Origin of the sequence: Romboutsia sp. 1001713B170131_170501_G6 (assembly GCF_015668195.1) — a bacterium.
In the GTDB taxonomy this organism is placed as follows: domain Bacteria; phylum Bacillota; class Clostridia; order Peptostreptococcales; family Peptostreptococcaceae; genus Romboutsia_C.
In genome coordinates, this window is the sequence record NZ_JADPFC010000008.1 from 54,328 (window position 1) to 74,621 (window position 20,294).

19 protein-coding genes, 2 rRNA genes and 1 other annotated feature are annotated in these 20,294 nt (G+C 29.3%); of the genes, 3 read left to right on the forward strand and 18 right to left on the reverse strand.

What is annotated here, in order from left to right:
- Positions 1-5 precede the first annotated feature (5 nt).
- The gene (gene murC, locus I4U89_RS13350; protein WP_195940825.1) at positions 6-1,358 is read left to right on the forward strand and encodes a UDP-N-acetylmuramate--L-alanine ligase; all 1,353 of its coding nucleotides are present in this window, start codon (positions 6-8) and stop codon (positions 1,356-1,358) included.
- A gap of 51 nt (positions 1,359-1,409) precedes the next feature.
- Here the strand turns inward: murC and I4U89_RS13355 are convergent, their stop codons facing one another.
- The 9 genes from I4U89_RS13355 to I4U89_RS13395 all read right to left on the reverse strand — a co-directional run bounded on the left by I4U89_RS13355 (position 1,410) and on the right by I4U89_RS13395 (position 11,052).
- A complete protein-coding gene (locus I4U89_RS13355) occupies positions 1,410-2,210 on the reverse strand; it encodes a hypothetical protein (RefSeq protein ID WP_195940826.1) in 801 nt (266 codons plus the stop codon).
- 229 nt (positions 2,211-2,439) lie between these two features.
- The gene (locus I4U89_RS13360; protein ID WP_195940827.1) at positions 2,440-3,555 is read right to left on the reverse strand and encodes a M20/M25/M40 family metallo-hydrolase; all 1,116 of its coding nucleotides are present in this window, start codon (positions 3,553-3,555) and stop codon (positions 2,440-2,442) included.
- Between the two features lie 81 nt (positions 3,556-3,636).
- Positions 3,637-4,875 (reverse strand): hypothetical protein, encoded by a 1,239-nt coding sequence (locus tag I4U89_RS13365; RefSeq protein ID WP_195940828.1) that lies wholly within the window; start codon positions 4,873-4,875, stop codon positions 3,637-3,639.
- 70 nt (positions 4,876-4,945) lie between these two features.
- Positions 4,946-5,818 (reverse strand): 16S rRNA (adenine(1518)-N(6)/adenine(1519)-N(6))-dimethyltransferase RsmA, encoded by an 873-nt coding sequence (gene rsmA / locus I4U89_RS13370; RefSeq protein WP_195940829.1) that lies wholly within the window; start codon positions 5,816-5,818, stop codon positions 4,946-4,948.
- Positions 5,819-5,838: 20 nt separating this feature from the next.
- Complete coding sequence (rnmV, locus tag I4U89_RS13375; RefSeq protein ID WP_195940830.1) at positions 5,839-6,375, reverse strand: ribonuclease M5; 537 nt, start codon at positions 6,373-6,375, stop codon at positions 5,839-5,841.
- Positions 6,376-6,677: 302 nt separating this feature from the next.
- Positions 6,678-7,448 (reverse strand): TatD family hydrolase, encoded by a 771-nt coding sequence (locus I4U89_RS13380; RefSeq protein ID WP_195581706.1) that lies wholly within the window; start codon positions 7,446-7,448, stop codon positions 6,678-6,680.
- 18 nt (positions 7,449-7,466) lie between these two features.
- Positions 7,467-9,407 carry a methionine--tRNA ligase gene (gene metG, locus I4U89_RS13385; protein WP_195940831.1) on the reverse strand — a complete coding sequence of 647 codons (1,941 nt, stop codon included), beginning with the start codon at positions 9,405-9,407 and terminating at the stop codon, positions 7,467-7,469.
- A 100-nt stretch (positions 9,408-9,507) separates the two neighbouring features.
- Positions 9,508-9,800, reverse strand: a binding site (T-box leader).
- Positions 9,801-9,945: 145 nt separating this feature from the next.
- Positions 9,946-10,470: a spore maturation protein gene (locus I4U89_RS13390; RefSeq protein ID WP_195940832.1), complete on the reverse strand. Its 525-nt coding sequence runs from the start codon at positions 10,468-10,470 to the stop codon at positions 9,946-9,948.
- On the reverse strand, positions 10,471-11,052 hold the full coding sequence (locus I4U89_RS13395) for a nucleoside recognition domain-containing protein (RefSeq protein WP_243279219.1): 582 nt from the start codon (positions 11,050-11,052) through the stop codon (positions 10,471-10,473).
- A gap of 172 nt (positions 11,053-11,224) precedes the next feature.
- On the opposite strand from I4U89_RS13395, the gene I4U89_RS13400 reads away from it, so the two are divergent.
- Positions 11,225-12,667, forward strand: a complete 1,443-nt coding sequence (locus I4U89_RS13400) for a nicotinate phosphoribosyltransferase (protein WP_195940833.1) — start codon at positions 11,225-11,227, stop codon at positions 12,665-12,667.
- A gap of 17 nt (positions 12,668-12,684) precedes the next feature.
- On the forward strand, positions 12,685-13,113 hold the full coding sequence (locus I4U89_RS13405; protein ID WP_195940834.1) for an Lrp/AsnC family transcriptional regulator: 429 nt from the start codon (positions 12,685-12,687) through the stop codon (positions 13,111-13,113).
- 104 nt (positions 13,114-13,217) lie between these two features.
- Here I4U89_RS13405 and I4U89_RS13410 read toward each other — a convergent pair whose 3' ends face one another.
- The 9 genes from I4U89_RS13410 to I4U89_RS13450 all read right to left on the reverse strand — a co-directional run.
- Positions 13,218-13,919 carry an HD domain-containing protein gene (locus I4U89_RS13410; RefSeq protein WP_195940835.1) on the reverse strand — a complete coding sequence of 234 codons (702 nt, stop codon included), beginning with the start codon at positions 13,917-13,919 and terminating at the stop codon, positions 13,218-13,220.
- Between the two features lie 26 nt (positions 13,920-13,945).
- Positions 13,946-14,779, reverse strand: coding sequence for a 16S rRNA (cytidine(1402)-2'-O)-methyltransferase (gene rsmI, locus I4U89_RS13415; protein WP_195940836.1), 834 nt, complete (start codon positions 14,777-14,779; stop codon positions 13,946-13,948).
- Positions 14,780-15,532, reverse strand: coding sequence for a tRNA1(Val) (adenine(37)-N6)-methyltransferase (locus I4U89_RS13420; protein WP_195940837.1), 753 nt, complete (start codon positions 15,530-15,532; stop codon positions 14,780-14,782).
- A gap of 221 nt (positions 15,533-15,753) precedes the next feature.
- Entirely contained in the window at positions 15,754-16,629 is an 876-nt protein-coding gene (locus I4U89_RS13425; RefSeq protein ID WP_092921500.1) for a PSP1 domain-containing protein, read from the reverse strand.
- The gene (locus I4U89_RS13430) at positions 16,626-17,561 is read right to left on the reverse strand and encodes a DNA polymerase III subunit (protein ID WP_195940838.1); all 936 of its coding nucleotides are present in this window, start codon (positions 17,559-17,561) and stop codon (positions 16,626-16,628) included. The genes I4U89_RS13425 and I4U89_RS13430 overlap by 4 nt, the downstream gene beginning before the upstream one ends.
- Positions 17,562-17,563: 2 nt before the next feature.
- Positions 17,564-18,253: a dTMP kinase gene (locus I4U89_RS13435; RefSeq protein ID WP_195940839.1), complete on the reverse strand. Its 690-nt coding sequence runs from the start codon at positions 18,251-18,253 to the stop codon at positions 17,564-17,566.
- 173 nt (positions 18,254-18,426) lie between these two features.
- On the reverse strand, positions 18,427-19,836 hold the full coding sequence (locus I4U89_RS13440) for an aminotransferase class I/II-fold pyridoxal phosphate-dependent enzyme (RefSeq protein ID WP_195940840.1): 1,410 nt from the start codon (positions 19,834-19,836) through the stop codon (positions 18,427-18,429).
- Positions 19,837-20,039: 203 nt separating this feature from the next.
- Positions 20,040-20,156 (reverse strand): 5S ribosomal RNA (gene rrf / locus I4U89_RS13445).
- A 59-nt stretch (positions 20,157-20,215) separates the two neighbouring features.
- Positions 20,216-20,294 (reverse strand): 23S ribosomal RNA (locus tag I4U89_RS13450); the annotation flags it as partial.

Below are 20,294 nucleotides of genomic sequence, written 5' to 3' on the forward strand. Positions count from 1 at the left end.
TTCTTATGAAGATACATTTCATTGGAATCGGTGGCATAAGCATGAGTGCTTTAGCTGAAATATGCCTTAATAAAGGATATAAAGTTTCTGGTTCAGATTCAAACGAATCTTACCTATTAGATAAACTTAGATCTCAAGGCGCTAATATATTTATAGGACATGAAAAGGAACATTTAGCAGATGATGTAGATATGGTTGTTTACACTGCGGCAGTTCATGATGATAATGCTGAGCTTATTGCAGCTAGAGAAAAGAATAAACTTGTTGTAAACAGAGCTACTTTCTTAGGTCAAATAATGAGAGAGTACAAAAACTCTATAGCAATTTCTGGTACTCATGGTAAAACTTCAACTACTTCTATGTTATCTACTATATTCCAATACGCAGATTTAGATCCAACTATACTAGTTGGTGGAAATTTAAGTAGTATAGGTGGTAATGTTAAAATAGGTAACTCTGATCATTTCATAACAGAGGCATGTGAATATGTTGATAGTTTCCTAAACTTTAACCCTAAGATATCAACAGTTTTAAATATAGAGGAAGACCATTTAGACTACTTCTCAGGTTTAGATGAAATAAAAGCATCTTTTAATAAGTTTGGTAAATTACTTCCTAAAGATGGTTATTTCATAATAAACGGAGATGATGAAAATACAAATGATATATTACACGATGTAAAAGCTACTGTTATAAAGTATGGTACAAATTTAGGTAACGATGCTTTAATTAAAAATATAAGCTTCAGTGAAAAAGGTCATGGTATATTCGAATTAGAATTAAATGGTAAAAATTTAGGTGTATTTGAACTTTCTGTTCCAGGACTTCATAACATCTACAATGCTACTGCTGCTATATTAGTTGCTTATGTTTCTAATATAGAATTAGAACTTATAAGAGAAAATATAAAATCTTATTCTGGTGTTGGAAGAAGATTTGAGGTTAAGGGTAGATATAATGATGCATTAATAGTTGATGATTATGCTCATCATCCTACTGAATTAAAGGCTACTTTATCTGCTGCTAAAAAGATGAAGAAGTCTAAGTTATGGTGTATATTCCAACCTCATACTTACACTAGAACTAAGTCTCTTTTAAATGAGTTCGCTGAAGCATTTTATTCTGCTGATAAAGTTATCATAACTGACATCTATGCTGCTAGAGAAAATGACCCAGGAGATATTCATTCTAAAGATTTAGTTGAAAAATTATATCAAAATCATGTTGATGTTGCTTATATAAGTAAATTTGAAGATATAGTTGACTATCTTCGTGATAATGTTTCTTCTAATGATTTAGTAATAACTGCTGGTGCAGGACCTATATACAAGGTAGCTGAAGAATTAGTTGAAAATTAATAAATAAAAAGGATATACTAATTAGTATATCCTTTTTATTTATTAAAATACTTATTCCTCTAATTTAAATATATCTTTTACAAGATAATCATATAAACCAGTGTGAACCTCATAATATGCCTGGATTTTATTCTTTCCTTCACCTTGTGTTATTTTTACATAATCTTTACCCATTGTTTCTACCTTAGCATCATAGTTCTCGCCTTGAATATTTATAGTAAAGTTATACTTACTTCTTTCTTTACTCTTTTCTGGCTGAACTTTACCAACCATTCTCTTTTGAACCATTTTAAGTGCTAGCTCTTTAAAATTCCAGCCAAATATTTTCTTAGTTTCATCTTTATAAGTTATTTTTACAGTATCCCAGCTCTTATACTGCTTTATAAAGTCAAATGACAAATATATACTCTCACTTAAAAGCTTACTAAGTTCTTTTTTTGTAGCAACCGGAACTTTATAGTACTCTTCTTTGCTGACAGTGTATACTCTAAAGTAATTCAAGTCTGTTGAAAATCTAATTCCATCATCTGAGTTACCATTGTATATAGGAGTGTATGATTGTGGCTTTCTTATTTTTGTAAATTCTGTAAATAACACAGTTATATTATCCCAATAATCCTTTTCTATTCTAACACTTTCTACTTTTGAGTCTGATAAGTATATTTTACTTTTAGAGCTCAATTGTTTTATTAATGGTCTTGTGTCATCTTCTAGTGCCTCTGTCGTTTGTTGTCCTGGTTCTTTGTCTTTTGTATCTTTAAACAAGGTAAATCCTAAAAAATAGCATACAAAGAATAACACTACAGTAAGAGCTACTAAAACCTTTTTTTTGATTTTTTTCTTTTTAGCCATCTTCACGCCTCCTTTATCCATATAATCATAAGATAATTATATTACTTTTATGTAGTTTTTGTAAGACATAATTACTTATTATACTTATTTCCAGGGAAATTACTACACCCTTCTACATAAATACTTGTACATTTTTTAATTTTTATACATTTTTTTCTTATCTTTTAACATAAAAATAGTATCTAAAAGCAATTTAGATACTATTTCTAATTAGTTTTAAATTTTTAATTTATGCTTCTTTTATTAACTCAGTTACCATTTTAGCAGAATTTTCTATATCCTTTATAGCTATATATTCTTCTAATGTATGAGCATTCTTCATACCTATACCTAGGTTAACTGCTTTTATTCCATTTTTATTTAATATATTAGTATCACTACCTCCACCTGTAGATGTTGTGTGACCTTCTATATTCATATTAGCAAAAGCTTTTTTAGCTAGCACTACTATTTCATCATCTTCAGATATACTAAATGGTGCATAAGCTCTTGTAGTTTCTATTTCTATTTTAGCTCCAAATTCTTTAGCTGCTTTTTTGAATACATCTACCATATGATTTGTTTGAGCATCTAATTTTTCTTCGCTTAAGCTTCTAGCTTCTGCTGCTATTTCTAATTCTGGCATAACTATATTTGTTGCTATTCCACCATTTATTATACCTATATTAGCAGTAGTTTCTTCATCTATTCTTAATAAATTCATATTTTCTATAGCTCTTGCAGCAACCATTACTGAACTTACTCCATTTTCTGGCTCAAGACCTGCATGAGCTGGTTTTCCTATTATTTTGACCTTTATAGCATCTTGTGCTGGCGCTTGAATTATTATTTCTCCTGGAGCTCCACCACTATCTAAAACAAATGCATAGTCTGCATTTACTTTAGAATAATCTAAGTACTTAGCACCATATAATCCGCCTTCTTCCCATATTGAGAATACAACTTGTATATCTGCATGTTGGATATCATTTTCCTTAACTGTTCTTAATGCCTCTAATATAGCAGCTATACCAGCTTTATCATCAGACCCTAGTACTGTTGTTCCATCACTTTTTATTATGCCATTAGCTTCGTCTATTATAGGTTTTACTCCTATACCAGGACTAACTGTATCCATATGTGAAGTGAAAAGTAATGTTTTACCTTCTCTATTTCCTTTTAATGTAGCAATTACATTTCCTGTTTCTCCACCAGCTTTTACACCAGCACCATCTATAACAACTTCTAAACCTATTTCTTTTAGTTTTTCGACTAGAACTTCAGCTATTTTGCCTTCTTTTGAAGATGGACTGTCGATTTGAACTAGCTCTAAAAATTCATTGATTAGTCTTTGATTATTTATCATATATTCTCCTCCAGTTATACTTGGTCTACCTATAATTTTAGAACATTATCAAAAAATTATCAATATGTGAGGTAATTTATTCTATTTTATTATTTTTCTACTTCTTGAATCTATCATACATAACCAGTATCCTAAGCTATCATTTCTTGTGTCACAAGGCTGGTATTCTCTAAATCCTGTATGACCTTTATCTGGTTGCTCTGTTTTATTTCCTGGGACTGCGTATATATAATTCTTTCTCTTGTTATACTCATCATATTGTACACCAAATAAGTAATGTCTATATTTATATGATTGCATTACTGCATCACTATACATTGTGTAATTTAGAGTATTAACATATCCTAAGTAAGGCATAGTGTATCCACATAAAGTTGTAGGACTTATTTCAATTTTCCACCATCTAGTATTGTCTATTTCATCTTTGATAAATGGTCTTACTTCCTTAAAATGTTTAAGCCCTTTTTTTATTTGTCTTGGCATTAAAAGTGTTCCTGCCGTTTTTTGGTATTCATCTATAGAATTTGTTTTTGCATACTTTTGACGTGTTTTTTGTTGATGTGAAACAGTAGGATATGTCTTCTTTTCTTTAGGCTCACTACTTTTTCTATTTTTCTCTATAGTTTTATCTATATTATCATATTCATTATATTCTTCTCTAGCTTGAGGCTTTACATCCTCCTCTATAATTTTGTAATAACCATCATCTGAGTTGTATACACTATCTTCTTCATATTCTTCTTCATTTTCATACTCTTCTTCGTTATCATCTATTTCTATATACTCTATTTCTTCATACACTTCATACTCTTCGTCATTATCATCTACTTCTATATATCCTATTTCTTCATATTCCTCAAACCCTTCGTCATTATCATCTACTTCTATATACTCTATTTCTTCATATTCCTCAAATTCTTCGTCATCTTCATACTCTTCTCCTGCAAATAATATTTCCTCGTAATTATCTATCTTAGTGCCTTTAAACCCTATAAGAGGTACAGTTTTTTCATATAAAAGAGCTATCCCTTTTATATCTACATCTTCTCTGGCTAAATTTAATGTGAACTCACCTTTTCCTTGCTCACTTGGCAATACCTTTCCTAAATCAAGGGTATCATAATCGCTTTGTATAGCAACTACCCTATATCCATCTTTCATAAATTTAAGATTTTCTACATATAATGAAATTATTGATTTTTCATCATTTATCTCTACTTTAGCAAATGCTTTTGGTAAAACACGTTCTTTGTATCTAAAGTTAGTGTCCTTAGCTTCAAGGATTATATAATCTCTCTTAAATTTTTTTTTAGCTGCCACTTTTAATCCCCCTTTTAACATAATTTCTCTTAATAGTATATGAGTATGATTATAAAAAAAGTACCTTCAATTATTTTGAAGGTACTTTTTCATTTACTTTATTTGATAAAGTGGCAAACTCTTCTATTGATAAAGTTTCTCCTCTTCTCTTTTCATCTATATTAGCAGCACTTAATACTTCTTTTATTTCATCTTTACTTAAGAACCCTAATCCACCTAATGCATTAAGTAATGTTTTTCTTCTTTGTCCAAAAGCAGCTTTAACAGTCTTAAAGAATATTTCCTCATTATCAACTGGATACTTTCTTTCTTCTCTTACGTGAAGCCCTATAACTGTTGAGTCAACATTTGGTTGTGGTATAAACATATGTCTTGGTGCTTTTGCTACTATTTCTGTATCACAGTAATATTGAACTGCTACTGATAAAGCTCCATAATCTTTTGTGCCTGGTACTGCATTCATTCTATCTGCAACTTCTTTTTGTACCATTACAACTATATCAGTTACTGGTATGTCTTCTTCTAAGAATTTCATAACTATTGGAGTTGTTATGTAGTATGGTAAGTTTGCAACTAATTTAACTGGTCCTCCATTTAGCTTCTCTTTTACTAATTCTTGGACATTTACTTTTAATATATCTTGATTTATAACTTCTATATTATCAAAGTCTTTTAATGTTTCACCTTGTAATATAGGTATTAATGTTTTATCTATTTCTATAGCTACGACTTTCTGAGCTACTTTACCCATCTCACGAGTAAGTGTACCTATACCAGGACCTACTTCTATTATGTAGTCTCCTTCAGAAAGTCTTGCCCCTCTTAATATTTTATCTATTACATTATCATCTATTAAAAAGTTTTGCCCTAAAGACTTTGAAAATTTAAATCCGTGCTTTTCAACTACATCTTTTGTGGCTCTATGTGATGAAAGTCTATCCATTAATTTCTCTCCTTTTATATTTATTTATCTAAAGTTTCTAGTGATTTTTCAAATTCTTCTCTAGTAACTCCGTAATTATTTAATCTATTTAAGAATTGCTTGGCATTTCCATATCCTATTCCAAGTATTTTTCCTAATTCATCTCTTCTGTTAGATGCATCTTCATTTCCTATAAGTCCATTTCTTATTAAATCAACTTGCTTAAATTCATCTCTTTTTTCTGTACTTTCTGTTCTAACTCTCTCAAGAGCTGCTATTATACTTTTTGGTGTAGCATTTTCTATACCAATGTCACCATCTTTCTTAGCTTCCTCTCTTGGTAAAAAAGCATGCTTACATCCTGGAACTTCTGCAGCTATTTTCTTTCTTATTTTTTCACCTGCAAAATCAGGGTCTGTAAATATTATTACTCCACGTCTTTTTTGAGCAGATTTTATTCTTTCCATAACACCTTTAGGAAATCCAAATCCACCAGTTGTTATAAGTTCTGCATCTACAGCTCTTTTTACTGCTGTAACATCGTCTCTTCCTTCTACAACTATTATTTCTTTTATCATTATCAATTCACCTTTTATTTGTTTTGTATCCTGTCTTAACTTCATTTCTATATTTTACGTTTTTTATGTAATTTTATCAAGGAAAAACAAAAACTATAGTATCATTATGTACTATAGTTTTTATTTTTACACTTTATTTTTATTGTGTTTTACAATATTTACGTAATCATTATAATGCATAGAATTATAATTCAAATTTTCTTGACCATAGTCTATACTGAATTTTTTACTCCAAAACCATATATAAATTTTTTATAATTGTATTAAAAAAAGCTCTTGAGACTGTATAGTCTCAAGGGCTTTTATTTTATATTAAATAATCTTTTAGCATTTTCTTTTGTAGCTTTGCAAACTTGCTCGTAAGATATACCTTTTTCTTGAGCTATCTTATCTGCTACAAATTGAACTAACGATGGGTCATTCCTTTTTCCTCTATGAGGCTCTGGAGCCATATATGGTGAATCAGTTTCTATTAATAAATATTCTAGAGGTATTTCTTTTGCTACTTCTCTAGTTTTTTTATTATTTTTAAAAGTTACTGTTCCTGGTATTGATATATAGCAACCCATTTTCACATATTCTCTAGCTAATTCAACATTTCCGCTATAACAATGAAGCACGCATCCTATTTCTGGAGATTTTGTATTTTTTATTATTTCAAAAGTATCTCCATGTGCATCTCTATCATGTATTATTATAGGTAATTTTAACTCATTAGCTAATTCTATTTGTTTTTTAAACCATTCTTTTTGCTCTTCTCTAGGTGAATTATCATAGTAATAGTCTAATCCTATTTCACCTATAGCCACTACTTTTTCATTTTCAGTAGCTAATTTTCTTAAAGTATCTATTGCAGTTTCATCTAAATCTTTAACATCGTGTGGATGTACTCCAACTGCTGCATATATAAAATCATATTTATTAGCTAATTCTACACTAGTTATTGATGTTTCTATATCTGCTCCTGGATTTAATACTAAATCTACACCTTTTTCTTTTAAAGATTCTATTAATTCTTCTCTATCTTCATCAAATCTTTCACTATTTAAATGTGCATGTGAGTCAAATAACATTTTTATTCTCCTAACTAATTAACGAACTTCGCATCCATCCTTAGCACCTGTAGCTACTGGTACTACTAAATCGTCACCATCATCTCCAGCAGCTAATATCATACCTTGAGATTCTACTCCTCTTAGCTTAACTGGCTTTAAGTTACAAACAACTATAACATCTTTTCCAACCATATCTTCTGGCTTGTACCATTTAGCTATTCCAGATACTATTTGTCTTGTCTCTGATCCTAATTTTATTTGAGATACTAAAAGTCTATCTGCTTTTGGATGTTTTTCACAACTTAAAACTTTACCTACTCTTAGCTCTACTTTATCTAGTTCATCTATTGTTATATTTTCTTTGTGCTCTAATGGAGCTACTTCTACTACGTCTTCTTTCTTTTCTGCAAATAATTCGTTTAATTCTTCTACTTCTTTTTCTATATCTAATCTAGGGAATAAAGCTTCACCCTTTTCAACTTTAGTATTTTCTCCTATAAGTCCGAAAGTTTTTGTACTTTCCCAAGTCTTTAAGCTTTCGTCAACTATTCCTAATTGAGCGTATATCTTATTAACTGTAGCATTCATTATTGGATTTATCATAGTCGCTACTATTCTTATAGCTTCACATAAGTTGTATAATACTGTATCTAAAGTATCTTTGTTAGCTTCATCTTTAGCTAAAGCCCAAGGCATAGTTTCATCTATATACTTGTTAGTTCTTCTTATTAATTTCCAAGCACTTTCTAATGCTTCATTAAATTGAAGTTTGTTCATTTCATTTTCAAAGTTTTCTACTGATAATCTAGCAGTTTCTTTTAAGTCAGCATCAAATTCAGTAGTAGCTTTTGGCATTGGTATTATTCCACTGTTATACTTTTCAACCATTGCAACAGTTCTACTTACTAAGTTTCCTAAATCATTTGCTAAATCTGAGTTAAGTCTAGTTACAAAGTTTCTATGAGTATAGTTACCATCTTGACCAAATGCAAATTCTCTTAATAAGAAGTATTTAAGAGCATCTACTCCATATCTTTCTATCATTTGTTCTGGATAAACTATGTTTCCTTTTGATTTACTCATCTTATCATTATCGAATAATATCCATCCATGTCCATATACTTGTGTAGGTACTTCTTCACCTAATGCCATAAGTATAGCTGGCCATATTATTGTATGGAATCTCATTATTTCTTTACCTACTATATGAACGTTAGCTGGCCAGAATTTTTTGTATTCTGAATCATTTTCACTCATGTATCCTAAAGCTGTTATATAGTTGCATAAAGCATCCACCCAAACGTATATTACATGTTTTTCATCAAATGGCACCTTTATACCCCAATCAAAAGTTGTTCTAGTTACACATAAATCTTCTAATCCTTTATCTAAGAAGTTTGCAACCATCTCATTTTTTCTTGATACTGGGAAACAGAAGTTAGGATCAGCAAATAATTCTCTTAATCTATCTTCATATTTTGATAATTTGAAGAAATAAGCTTCTTCCTTAGCATCATAAGTTTCTCTTCCACAGTCAGGACACTTGTTTCCATCTACTAATTGCGATTCTGTCCAGAAACTTTCACATGGAGTACAATACTTACCTTCATAAGCTCCTTTGTATATATCCCCTTGTTCATATAACTTAGTAAATATCTTTTGGATTATTACCTTATGTCTATCTTGTGTAGTTCTTATGAAATCATCATATGATATATCCATAGTCTTCCATAATTTTTGTATGTCTGCTATCATTCCATCTAAGTATTCTATTTCAGTCATACCTTTTGCCTTAGCAGTTTTTTGTATCTTTTCTCCGTGCTCATCTGTTCCTGTTAAGAACTTTACATCATATCCACAGAAACGTTTAAATCTTGCTATTGCATCTGCTGCAACAGTTGTATAAGTATGTCCTATGTGTAAGTTACCACTTGGGTAGTATATAGGAGTTGTTACGTAAAAAGTTGGTTTTGTCATTTTAATACCTCCTGATTTATTTTAATTAAAAATTTAGCTTTTTAGTTTTATATAAAAATCAAAAACTATTTGTATCAAAAAACTCGCCTCCTATGATATACATAGGGGCGAGATTATTCGCGGTACCACCCTAATTATCTAAATTTATAAATACTACTTTAAAAGTTAAAACTTTATGGTTTATACTCATATCAATATAGTATCTTAAACTAATTTAGATATCTTAGCAGACTATAACGTGTCTAATCGTTTTATCTTAAAAATAGAATCTCATCTATCATTCGGATAAAAAGCTCCGAGGCCATCTTCAATAATTTCTTTAACACTAGCTTTCACCTAACCTAGCTCTCTGTAGAAAAAGTCTTTATTTACTCTTCTCTTCTCAGCTTTGTATATTTCTATATTTTACTAAATAAATATATTTTATTCATTCTATGTAATTTTGTTACTATTTAAAACTAATTCTATATAATTAACAAATCAATGTCAATTGGTTTCTATATTTTAATTATACCACCTCGTACATTTTATAGGAATATTAAGTTGTAAATAATATATAGCATATAAATACAGACGCTATTACGCCTGCAATATGACTTATCATAGCGCAAGTTAGAGTATGTCTAGTATTCTTTATTTTTAAACTCCCATAGTATATAGCCATTGTGTAAAAAATGGTTTCAGATGCTCCAACTATTGTAGACCCCATTTTTTCTATTATAGTATCTATGCCTACTCTTTGAGCTAATTCAGTATACATTCCAAGTGCACCACTTCCTGAAAGAGGTTTTACTATTATTAATCCTATAAGTTCTTTCGGTATACTCATTAGCTCTGCTATTGGCTTAAATAAAAATTCAAGCATTTCTATTCCTTTCCCTGTTTTAAATATCCCTATTGCTAAAAATATTCCTATTATGTAAGGTGTTATAGACCAAGCTGATTTAAGACCATCTATTGCCCCTTTTACAAAACTATCATATATATCTATTTTTTTATGCCTTCCATAAATAACTATATAAAGTATTATTAGAGGGACAAGTATATTTGAAAATAGCTCCACCTATCTTACCCTCCTTCTATTTTGTAATAATTTACAGGTTATTATAGCTATTATTGTTGATACTGTTGTTGCAAATAATGTAGTTACTATTATTTGGCTTGGATCTTGAGAACCTAAATCCATTCTTATTTTGAGCATAGTAAATGGTATTAATTGAATTGATGATATATTAATGACTAAAAACATTATCATATCATTTGTCGCCGTATCCTTTTTACGATTTAAAGTTTGCAGTTCTTCCATAGCTTTTAGTCCAAATGCTGTAGCCCCATTACCTGCCCCTACCATATTCAAAGCTATATTCATAACCATATAAGACATAGCTTTATGCCCCTTAGGTATAGATGGGAAAAGTCTTGTCATTATAGGGTTTAGTTTTTGTCCAACTTTTTCTATCAGTCCAGCATCTTTTGCTATGTTCATTATTCCCATCCAAAGAGCCATTACTCCTGCTAAACTTATTGCAAATTCTACTCCTTTAGATGCTTCTGTTAGTATTACTTTGTTTAGTTCTCCTAGATTATTAAATGCCATACTGCCTATTATTCCTATAGCAATCATGTAAAACCATATTCTTGCCATTAAATCGCCTCCCCTCTAGATAAATTTTATGATTTATATATACTACTTTATACTTGAAACTTGCACTATATTGTGTTTTAGTATATATGTGGGGTTTTTTAATCAACTAGCTTTTCATACTAATCCATATACGAAGTGATTTTATAATTATATATATTTAAGGAGAAATGCAATGAGAAATTTAACACTTCTTACTGATTTGTATCAACTCACTATGATAAATGGTTATTTTGAAAAAAATATTCATGAAGATGTTGTAGTATTTGATATGTTTTTTAGAAAAAATGCTTGCAACGGGGGCTACACAATAGTGTGTGGTATAGATCAATTTGTTGAGTATATAAAAAACATAAATTTTTCCGATGAAGATTTAAAGTATCTTAAAAGCCTAAATCTTTTTTCTGATAAATTTTTAACGTTTTTGAAGAATTTCAAATTTACAGGGGATATATACTCAGTTGAAGAAGGTACTATAATGTTCCCAAATGAGCCTATACTTACTGTAAAAGCTCCATTATATCAAGCCCAATTAATTGAAACTGCCTTATTAACAATTGTTAATTTTCAATCACTTATAGCAACGAAGGCATCTAGAGTTTGTTTTGCTGCTCAAGGAGATCCAGTGTTTGAGTTTGGACTTAGACGTGCTCAAGGTCCTGATGCCGGTACATATGGTGCTAGAGCTGCTATGATAGGGGGATGTAATGCCACTGCTAATGTTTTAGCAGGTAAATTATTTGATGTTCCTGTAGTAGGAACTCAAGCTCATAGCTGGGTTCAAAAATTTGATACAGAATTAGAGGCATTTGAAGCTTATGCTGACATATATCCAGATAAATGCCTTTTACTTATAGACACTTATAATGTATTAAATAGTGGACTTCCTAATGCTATAAAAATATTCAAAGATTTAAGAGAAAAAGGCCATAAGCCTTTAGGTATTAGACTAGATTCTGGTGATTTACACTATTTATCTAAAGAATGTAAAAAAGCATTAGAAGAAGAAGGTTTTACTGATATTAGTATAACAGCATCTAATGACTTAGATGAACATACTATATCTAATCTTAAATCTGAAGGTGCTGCTATAAACTCTTGGGGTGTTGGAACTAAATTAATAACATCTGCTGACTCTCCGTCTCTGGGGGGAGTTTACAAGTTAGCTGCATCTTTTAATGGAGATAAAATAGAACCTAAGATAAAATTATCAGAAGATCCTGAAAAAATAAATAATCCAGGGTACAAAAAAGTTGTAAGAATTTATAATGAAGATAACAAGGCTGAAGCAGATTTAATAATGTTACATGATGAAAAAATAGATGAATCTAAGCCTCTTGCTATATTCCATCCTGTCTATACTTGGAAATCAAAAGTTTTTACTAACTATACAGTTAAAGAGCTTCATAAGCCTTTATTTATAAATGGTAAATGTATGTATGAGCATAAACCTGTAATGAAAATAAGAGATTATGTAAAAAATGAATTAAATACTTTATGGGATGAGTACAGAAGATTTTCTAATCCTCAGACTTACAAAGTAGATTTATCTAAGGACCTTTGGGACCTAAAAAACAACATGATAGATTCTAAAAATTTCTATAATAAATCATCTTAATACAAGGGGGATTCAAAATGGATGCTACAGATCACAGAATTATAGATATTCTACAACAAGATGGTAGAATTTCAATGAAAGATTTAGGTAAAATAGTTGGACTAACTTCTCCAGCTGTTTCTGAAAGAGTTAAAAGACTAGAAGAATCAGGAATAATAGAAGGTTATAAAGCTATAGTTAATCCTGATGCTTTAGGTAGAGTTATAAAAGCTTTTATACATATATCTTTACCTAGCAATAAGTATGAAGAGTTTATTAATGTAGCTCGTCAAGATCCAAGAATAGTTGAATGTCATCATGTTACAGGAGATGACTGCTCACTATTAAAGGTTGTAGTTAGAGACATGTATGAACTTGAAAACGTTATTGATGCAATAAAGAAAATCGGCTCTACTAAAACTTCAGTTATACTATCAACACCAATACAAGCTAAGGCTATCTTATAAAAAGTGATACAATATTATCAAAAAGAAGTCAATGTAAAGTAACTAATATTTTACATTGACTTCTTTTATTTAAAAATATATATTCTAGGTAACTAATATTTATATTATAAACTTTGCTTATATCTATATATATAATTTGTAAGTGCATATTCCATATACACCTTTATTATATTCATATCTTCATTTGGATTTAGTAGCCTTCTCGTTGCTACTATATCACAATAACCTAATATAAATACTCCTATACAGTCTTTTCCTAAAATATCAAATATCTCTGTAAGATTTTCTTTGCTCATATCATTTTTCTTATATAAAGCTAAGAGTACCATATGATACCTTACATATTTTTCAATTAATTCTATACTTCTTTCATCGAGATTTAAGCTTTCTCCTAATTCTCTTGAAATTTTAGCTCCTACTACCTCATGCCCTCTAAAATGTACTCTTCCTGTATCATCTACTGTTTTACTGTCTGCTTTACCTATATCATGTAAGAATATACTTAATTTTAATAGGTGAATCTTTTTTAGATGACTCTCCACCTCTTCATTTAAATATCCTTTTATATTATTTCTTAAATGACTTGAGAAAAATTCTTCATCTTTAAGTATTTCTTCAAACTCTTCTAAGGCTTTTATAGAATGTTCATATACATTTACTACATGAAATTTACATTCTCCTACTTCCTTCATACCATTTAATTTTGATATAACTTTTTCTAATTTTTTTAGTCTATCTAATTCTTTAAGCTTTTCTGATGTATTTTCAAACACTAAACTTTCCAATAACATATTTTTAATTTCCATTTTAGCCACCCCAAGTTAGTTTTATTTTATAGGTCTAAAACTTGCTTATATACTATATCTTTCTGTAATTTTCTGTCCTTACATACTATTTTTATAGCTTCTTTTTTATTTTTACCTTCTTCTAGTAATGCAATAACATATTCTCTTTCATTAAGGTCATCATAGCTATTTTTCTTAGTTATTTCGCCCTTAAATCCTTCTACTATTAATACGAATTCACCCTTTACTTCTTTTTCATTGAATATTTCAACTACTGTTTCAATATCTTCTCTTATTACTTCTTGGTACTTTTTAGTAAGCTCTCTATTTACTGCTATTTTTCTATTTCCTAATATTTTTAGCATATCTTTTAAAGTATCTTTTAATCTATGTGGTGATTCATAGAATATTATAGTTCTTCTTTCTTCCTTTAATTCTTCTAATTGCTGTCTTCTTACCCTCTTATCTCTGTCTAAAAATCCTTCAAAAGCAAATTTTCTAGTTTCAAGCCCTGAACCAACTAAAGCTATAATAGATGCACTAGCTCCTGGTAATACCTCTATTTCTATATTATTTTCTATGGCTTGCTTTATTATTTCTTCACCTGGGTCACTTATTCCAGGCATTCCTGCATCACTTATTAATGCTATATTTTCTCCACTTAATAATTTATCTATAAGGTAACTTCCTTTAGAATCTTTATTATGTTCATGGTAACTAGTTAATGGCTTAGATATTTCAAAATGATTTAAAAGCTTTATACTATGTCTTGTATCTTCTGCTGCTATTAAATCTACTTCATTTAATATTCTTACTGTTCTATAAGTCATATCTTCTAAATTACCTATAGGTGTTGGACATACATATAACTTTCCGCTCATTTACTCTTCTCCTATATCTTCATTTGCATATATTGCTCTTATTTCTTCTGTATAATTTCCATCTTCTCCATATACATATAATGGATCCAATATTTTCAATTCTGGTCTTCCATCTTTAACAAATTCTACAAGTATTAAGTTTGGTGCTTTATTAGCTCTTGGATGAATAAATTGTACTTGTTTAGGTTCTAATCTGTATTTTCTTCCTAGTTCTATTATGTCTACAAGTCTTGTAGGTCTATGTATCATGAAAAACTTTCCTTTAGGCATTGTAAGTCTTGATGCTGCTCTTATAACATCTTCTAAGTTGCATTTAACTTCATGTCTTGATATCATCTTTTTATCATTAGGATTTTTTATACCATCAATGTGCATATATGGAGGATTTGATGTTACTACATGATAACCATGTACTTCTAATTTTTGGTCTATTGTTTTTATATCAGCATTTATTATTTCTACTCTGTCTTCTAAATTATTTAATTTTACAGAGCGAGTAGCCATTTCATATACTTCTTCTTGTATCTCTACACCTATTATTTTACTCGCTTGACTTTTTCCTGCTATAAGTGTTGGTATTATACCTGTTCCAGTTCCTAAATCTACTACCTTAGCTCCTTTTTTTACTTTTGCAAAATTAGCTAATAGTACTGCATCTATCCCAAAACAAAATCCAGTTTTATCTTGTATTAATTTAAGTCCTTTCAATTGCAAGTCATCTATTCTTTCTGTTTCTTTTAATTGTACTTCCATATATATCTCCTTTCATGTCTTACTCTAAGACTGTCAATTTTCATTAAGTAAATTTAATTTTTATTTCATCTATTTATATTTTCAGTATTCTTTATATTAATCTATTATACTAATTAATTTATTAAGTGAATTATAAGAACAATAAATACCCAATTTTAATAACCCAAAATTTATTATATCTAAAAAGGTAGGAAAAATCCTACCCCCTTAGTTATATAAAATTAATCTTCTAATTTCTTTAACTCTCTTAATGTAGCTTCATCTATATCATTTTGACATCCACCACATTTTCTAGGTTCTTGTAATACCTTAACATCATCTTTAAGGTATACTTTTATAGTCTTATCATTAAATTCAACTTTAACTTGTTCTAATAATGGATTTATTTCTATAACTCGTCCTTTTCCATCTTCAACTTTAACTAATGCGCCTACTGATGGCATAACATCTATTGCTTCTGCATACACATCATGCTCATATTTTAAACAACAGAACAGTCTTCCACATATTCCTGATATTTTTGTAGGGTTTAGCGATAAACTTTGGTCTTTTGCCATTTTTATAGATACTGGTTGGAAATCTCCTAGCCATGATGAACAACAAAGACTTCTACCACATGGTCCTAATCCACCTATTGTTTTAGCTTCATCTCTAACCCCAATTTGTCTTAATTCTATTCTAGTCTTAAATATTGATGCTAAATCTTTTACAAGCTCTCTAAAATCTATTCTGCCTTCTGCTGTGAAATAGAATATTAGCTTATTTCTATCAAATGTATATTCACAATCTATTAAATACATAGTTAATCCATGGCTTTTAATTTTTTGTTGGCATATTTCAAAAGTTTCTTTAGATTTTTCCTTGTTTTCAAGATATATTTTAGTATCTTCTTCTGTAGCTACTCTTATTATTGGTTTTAATGGTGAAACTAACTCTTCTTCTGATATTTCCTTTGGCCCTACTACAACTGAACCATATTCTAATCCCCTTGCAGTTTCAACTACTACATCCATATTTTTCTCTATTTCTAAATCAACAGGATCAAAGTAATAAATTTTACCTGCATTTTTAAACCTAACACCCACTATCTTTATCATTTTATCACCTCATATATATTCAAAGCCATAACTTGCATACTTATATTAAAGTTGCAATTGCTTCTTATCTTTTTCTTTATCTCTTCTATTATATCAATAATCTTAGACACTTGAGAATAGCTAATTTTTTTACTCATATTTTGTAAAAAAGTAATTTTATCCGAATTTATTATCATGTCCCTGTCAATTTTCTCTTTTATAAACATGATATCTCTAAAATAATTAATCATAATATCTAAAATGTTGAATATATCTCCTCTATATTTTTCTATATCTAATGATATATCTAATATATCAACTATATTTTTATCAAGAAGTCTTTCTATATATGATTGTATCTCTTCTCTCATAAGAGCAAACTCACTAGACTCAGATAATTCTAATGCTTTTTCTATACTACCTCTAGAAAAGGTAGCTAACAATTGAACTCTCTGCTCATCTACACCTTTTTGTATTAGGTATTTTTTTAAGTCTATAAGAGATATAGGTAAGAATTTTATTATTTCACATCTAGATTTTATAGTATCTAAAAGAGCTTCTTTATTAGATGTTACAAGAATGATTATAGCATACTTCGGTGGCTCTTCTAACGTCTTTAAAAGAGCATTTTGACCTTCAATTGTCATTTTATGAGCATCATTTATTACATATATTTTATAGTCTTTATGAGGCTTTATAATTATATCTGTTTGTAATTTTCTTATTTGGGCTATTTTTATACTATTTCCATCTGGATTTATCTCTATATAGTCAGGGCTATTATTAACATCACTTATATCTAGCAATAATTTTGCTAATTCCTCTGTTAGTTTCTTTTTTCCTATACCTTCTAGTCCTTCAAACATGTATGCATGGCTTATTTTATTATTTTTTATAGAATTTGTTAAATATTTTTTAGCAAACTCTTGTCCTATTATATCTTCAAAGTACATATTTATCTCTCCACAGACTTTATCTTATCCACTACAACCTTGTATATCTCTTCATGTATACTATCTATACTTCTAAGGTTTTCTTCCTCTACACAGTTTATTTTTTCCCAATTATACTTATCAGCTATATATAAAGAGTTATTATATGATTTCTCTAAATAATCTAAATCACTTTCATGTATATCTTTTTTATCCTCACCAGTTATTTTATTTTTTCTATTTTCCATAAGTTTTTTACTAAACTCTATTGGAACATCTAAAAATACTACACAATCTGGTTGTGGAATTTTATACAGATTAAACTCATAATCAAATAACCAATCTAAATATTTATCTCTATCTTCCTTAGCCATTTTAGACGCTTGATGCACCATATTAGATGTTGTATATCTATCTGCAAGTACTATCCCACCATTGTTATAGAACTCTTCCCATTCTGTTTTAAACGATGCATATCTATCTGCTGCATAAAATGTAGATGCTATATAAGGGTCTACATCTGAAGGCTTACTTCCAAATTCTCCTCTTAAGTACATTTTGACTAGTGCTGATGATTCTCCATCATAGTTTGGATATTCAACCTTTCTAACATTATATCCATCTTCTAAAAGTCTTTCATATAACTTCTTTGTTTGAGTGGCCTTTCCGCTTGCATCTGATCCACTTTCTATGATTATTAACTTTCCCTTCATATTTATATCCTGATTAAAAAAATATTTAATCAGGTATCACCTCCGTAATTCTTTATTTAGTCTTATATATTTTGATTTATTTTTTAATTATGTATAAGATATCTTAGTAGAGTAGTAGATTAATTGACATAATATATTAAATTAAGTCTATCTAAAATTTATAATTATTTATATTAGTCACTTATAATCTCTATAAATTCTAAATTCGAATCTTTTATTCCATTTATATTCATTCCTTTTTTATGGCATAAAATTACATAATCTATTATTTCTTTAGTAATTACTTCTCCTGGGGACAATAAACTCACTCCCGGCGGATAAGGTATTACATATTCAGCACAAATTTGCCCAATGCTTTCATATATTTTAACACTTTTCTTATTTTTATAAAATGCTTCTCTAGGGTTTAGTACTTTTTCTGGTATTACTACTGGATATTCTAGACATTCTATATAAGAATCTCTCTTATATCTATTTGACATGTCTTCTAACGCTTCGGATAATCTATCTAAATCTTCTTTAGTATTTCCTATAGTACATATTAAAAGTACTCCATAATAATTGGCTAATTCCACCTGTATATTGTACTTTTCTCTTAAAAGATCTTCTAATTCATATCCCGTCATTCCTAGTTTTTTAGAAGATAAAAATAGCTTTGTTTTGTCATCTTCATTATATATATCAAAACTTGTATTTTTATTTTTTTCTTTAAATTTCTCTATATTATCTAAAAGTTCTTCCATTAATTCATTCCCTTTAGTTTCATATATATCTACGGCCAATTCTAATGAAGACATAAGCATATAAGAAGGACTAGACGATTCTATTATTCTAAGCATAGTACTTAATTTTTGTCTATCCACTCTATCTCCTTTTATATGTATCATTGATGATTGAGTAAATGAAGGTAATGTCTTATGAGTGCTTTGAATTACTATATCTGCACCTTCTTCTAGGGCAGTCTTTGGTAATCTATCACTTAAACCTAAATGTGCTCCATGTGCCTCATCTACTATTACTGCTATTTTATGTTTATGCGCATAATCACATATTTCCTTTAAATCAAAAGTTCTTCCATAGTAAGTTGGATATGTAAGTAAAATAGCTTTAGCACCTAAATTATTGTCTATTATCTTCTTAGCTTCTTCAATATGAATTCCCTCTTGTATATTAGTTTCTTTGTCAATTTTAGAAAGTATATATATAGGTTCTATATCAGCTAATATACATGAATTTATAACAGATTGATGACAATCTCTATTAACAATTATCTTATCCTTAGGGTTACATAAAGCCATTATAGCCCCTTGTATCCCGCATGTACTTCCATTTACAAGATAATATGTCACATCGCTTTTAAAAACCTTAGAAGCCCTTTCTTGCGATTTTTTTATTATTCCTTCTGGCGAATGTAAATTATCCGTTCCAGGTATCTCAGTTGTGTCCATTTTATATATATTTTTAACTATATCAGAGTATCCAAGTTTATCATAAATTTTTCCTAACTTATGACCTGGCACATGAAATGATATTAGATTAGTTTCTACGATTTCTCTTAACTGATTAATAATCTCTGTTTTCATTTTGTTCTCCTTTTAATGATTAGATCTAACCAATAATCAATATAGTAAATTAATACTTATTTAACATGTGTTATCTTTACCAATTAATCTTCGTATACAAATACAAATAAAGTCGTTGATACTATTATAATCTATCAACGACTTTATTTATACTCATAAAAATAATTTTAATCATTATTTAATTTTAGATATAAAAAAAGATTACGTGGCTACGTCTTACTCTCCCAGGGGGTCGCCCCCCAAGTACCATCAGCGCTAAAGAGCTTAACTTCTGTGTTCGGTATGGGAACAGGTGTATCCTCTTTGCTATAATAACCACATAATCTTTATATTTTAGAATTAATACTCTGAAAACTGTATATCATTTAGTTAATGATTTTTGGTCAAGTCCTCGACCTATTAGTATCGATAAGCTAAATACATTACTGCACTTACACCTTCGACCTATCAACCAGGTA

Excerpts from the sequence above, each read along its gene's own strand:
- I4U89_RS13400 (WP_195940833.1), top strand. The coding sequence starts at position 11,225 with ATGAGAAATTTAACACTTCTTACTGATTTGTATCAACTCACTATGATA.
- I4U89_RS13360 (WP_195940827.1), bottom strand. The coding sequence starts at position 3,555 with ATGATAAATAATCAAAGACTAATCAATGAATTTTTAGAGCTAGTTCAA.
- I4U89_RS13380 (WP_195581706.1), bottom strand. The coding sequence starts at position 7,448 with ATGTTATTTGACTCACATGCACATTTAAATAGTGAAAGATTTGATGAA.
- I4U89_RS13430 (WP_195940838.1), bottom strand. The coding sequence starts at position 17,561 with ATGTACTTTGAAGATATAATAGGACAAGAGTTTGCTAAAAAATATTTA.
- I4U89_RS13420 (WP_195940837.1), bottom strand. The coding sequence starts at position 15,532 with ATGGAAGTACAATTAAAAGAAACAGAAAGAATAGATGACTTGCAATTG.
- rnmV (WP_195940830.1), bottom strand. The coding sequence starts at position 6,375 with ATGATAAAAGAAATAATAGTTGTAGAAGGAAGAGACGATGTTACAGCA.
- I4U89_RS13410 (WP_195940835.1), bottom strand. The coding sequence starts at position 13,919 with ATGGAAATTAAAAATATGTTATTGGAAAGTTTAGTGTTTGAAAATACA.
- murC (WP_195940825.1), top strand. The coding sequence starts at position 6 with ATGAAGATACATTTCATTGGAATCGGTGGCATAAGCATGAGTGCTTTA.
- I4U89_RS13425 (WP_092921500.1), bottom strand. The coding sequence starts at position 16,629 with ATGATAAAGATAGTGGGTGTTAGGTTTAAAAATGCAGGTAAAATTTAT.
- rsmA (WP_195940829.1), bottom strand. The coding sequence starts at position 5,818 with ATGGATAGACTTTCATCACATAGAGCCACAAAAGATGTAGTTGAAAAG.
- I4U89_RS13440 (WP_195940840.1), bottom strand. The coding sequence starts at position 19,836 with ATGAAAACAGAGATTATTAATCAGTTAAGAGAAATCGTAGAAACTAAT.
- metG (WP_195940831.1), bottom strand. The coding sequence starts at position 9,407 with ATGACAAAACCAACTTTTTACGTAACAACTCCTATATACTACCCAAGT.
- I4U89_RS13405 (WP_195940834.1), top strand. The coding sequence starts at position 12,685 with ATGGATGCTACAGATCACAGAATTATAGATATTCTACAACAAGATGGT.
- I4U89_RS13435 (WP_195940839.1), bottom strand. The coding sequence starts at position 18,253 with ATGAAGGGAAAGTTAATAATCATAGAAAGTGGATCAGATGCAAGCGGA.
- I4U89_RS13395 (WP_243279219.1), bottom strand. The coding sequence starts at position 11,052 with ATGGCAAGAATATGGTTTTACATGATTGCTATAGGAATAATAGGCAGT.
- I4U89_RS13355 (WP_195940826.1), bottom strand. The coding sequence starts at position 2,210 with ATGGCTAAAAAGAAAAAAATCAAAAAAAAGGTTTTAGTAGCTCTTACT.
- rsmI (WP_195940836.1), bottom strand. The coding sequence starts at position 14,779 with ATGAGCGGAAAGTTATATGTATGTCCAACACCTATAGGTAATTTAGAA.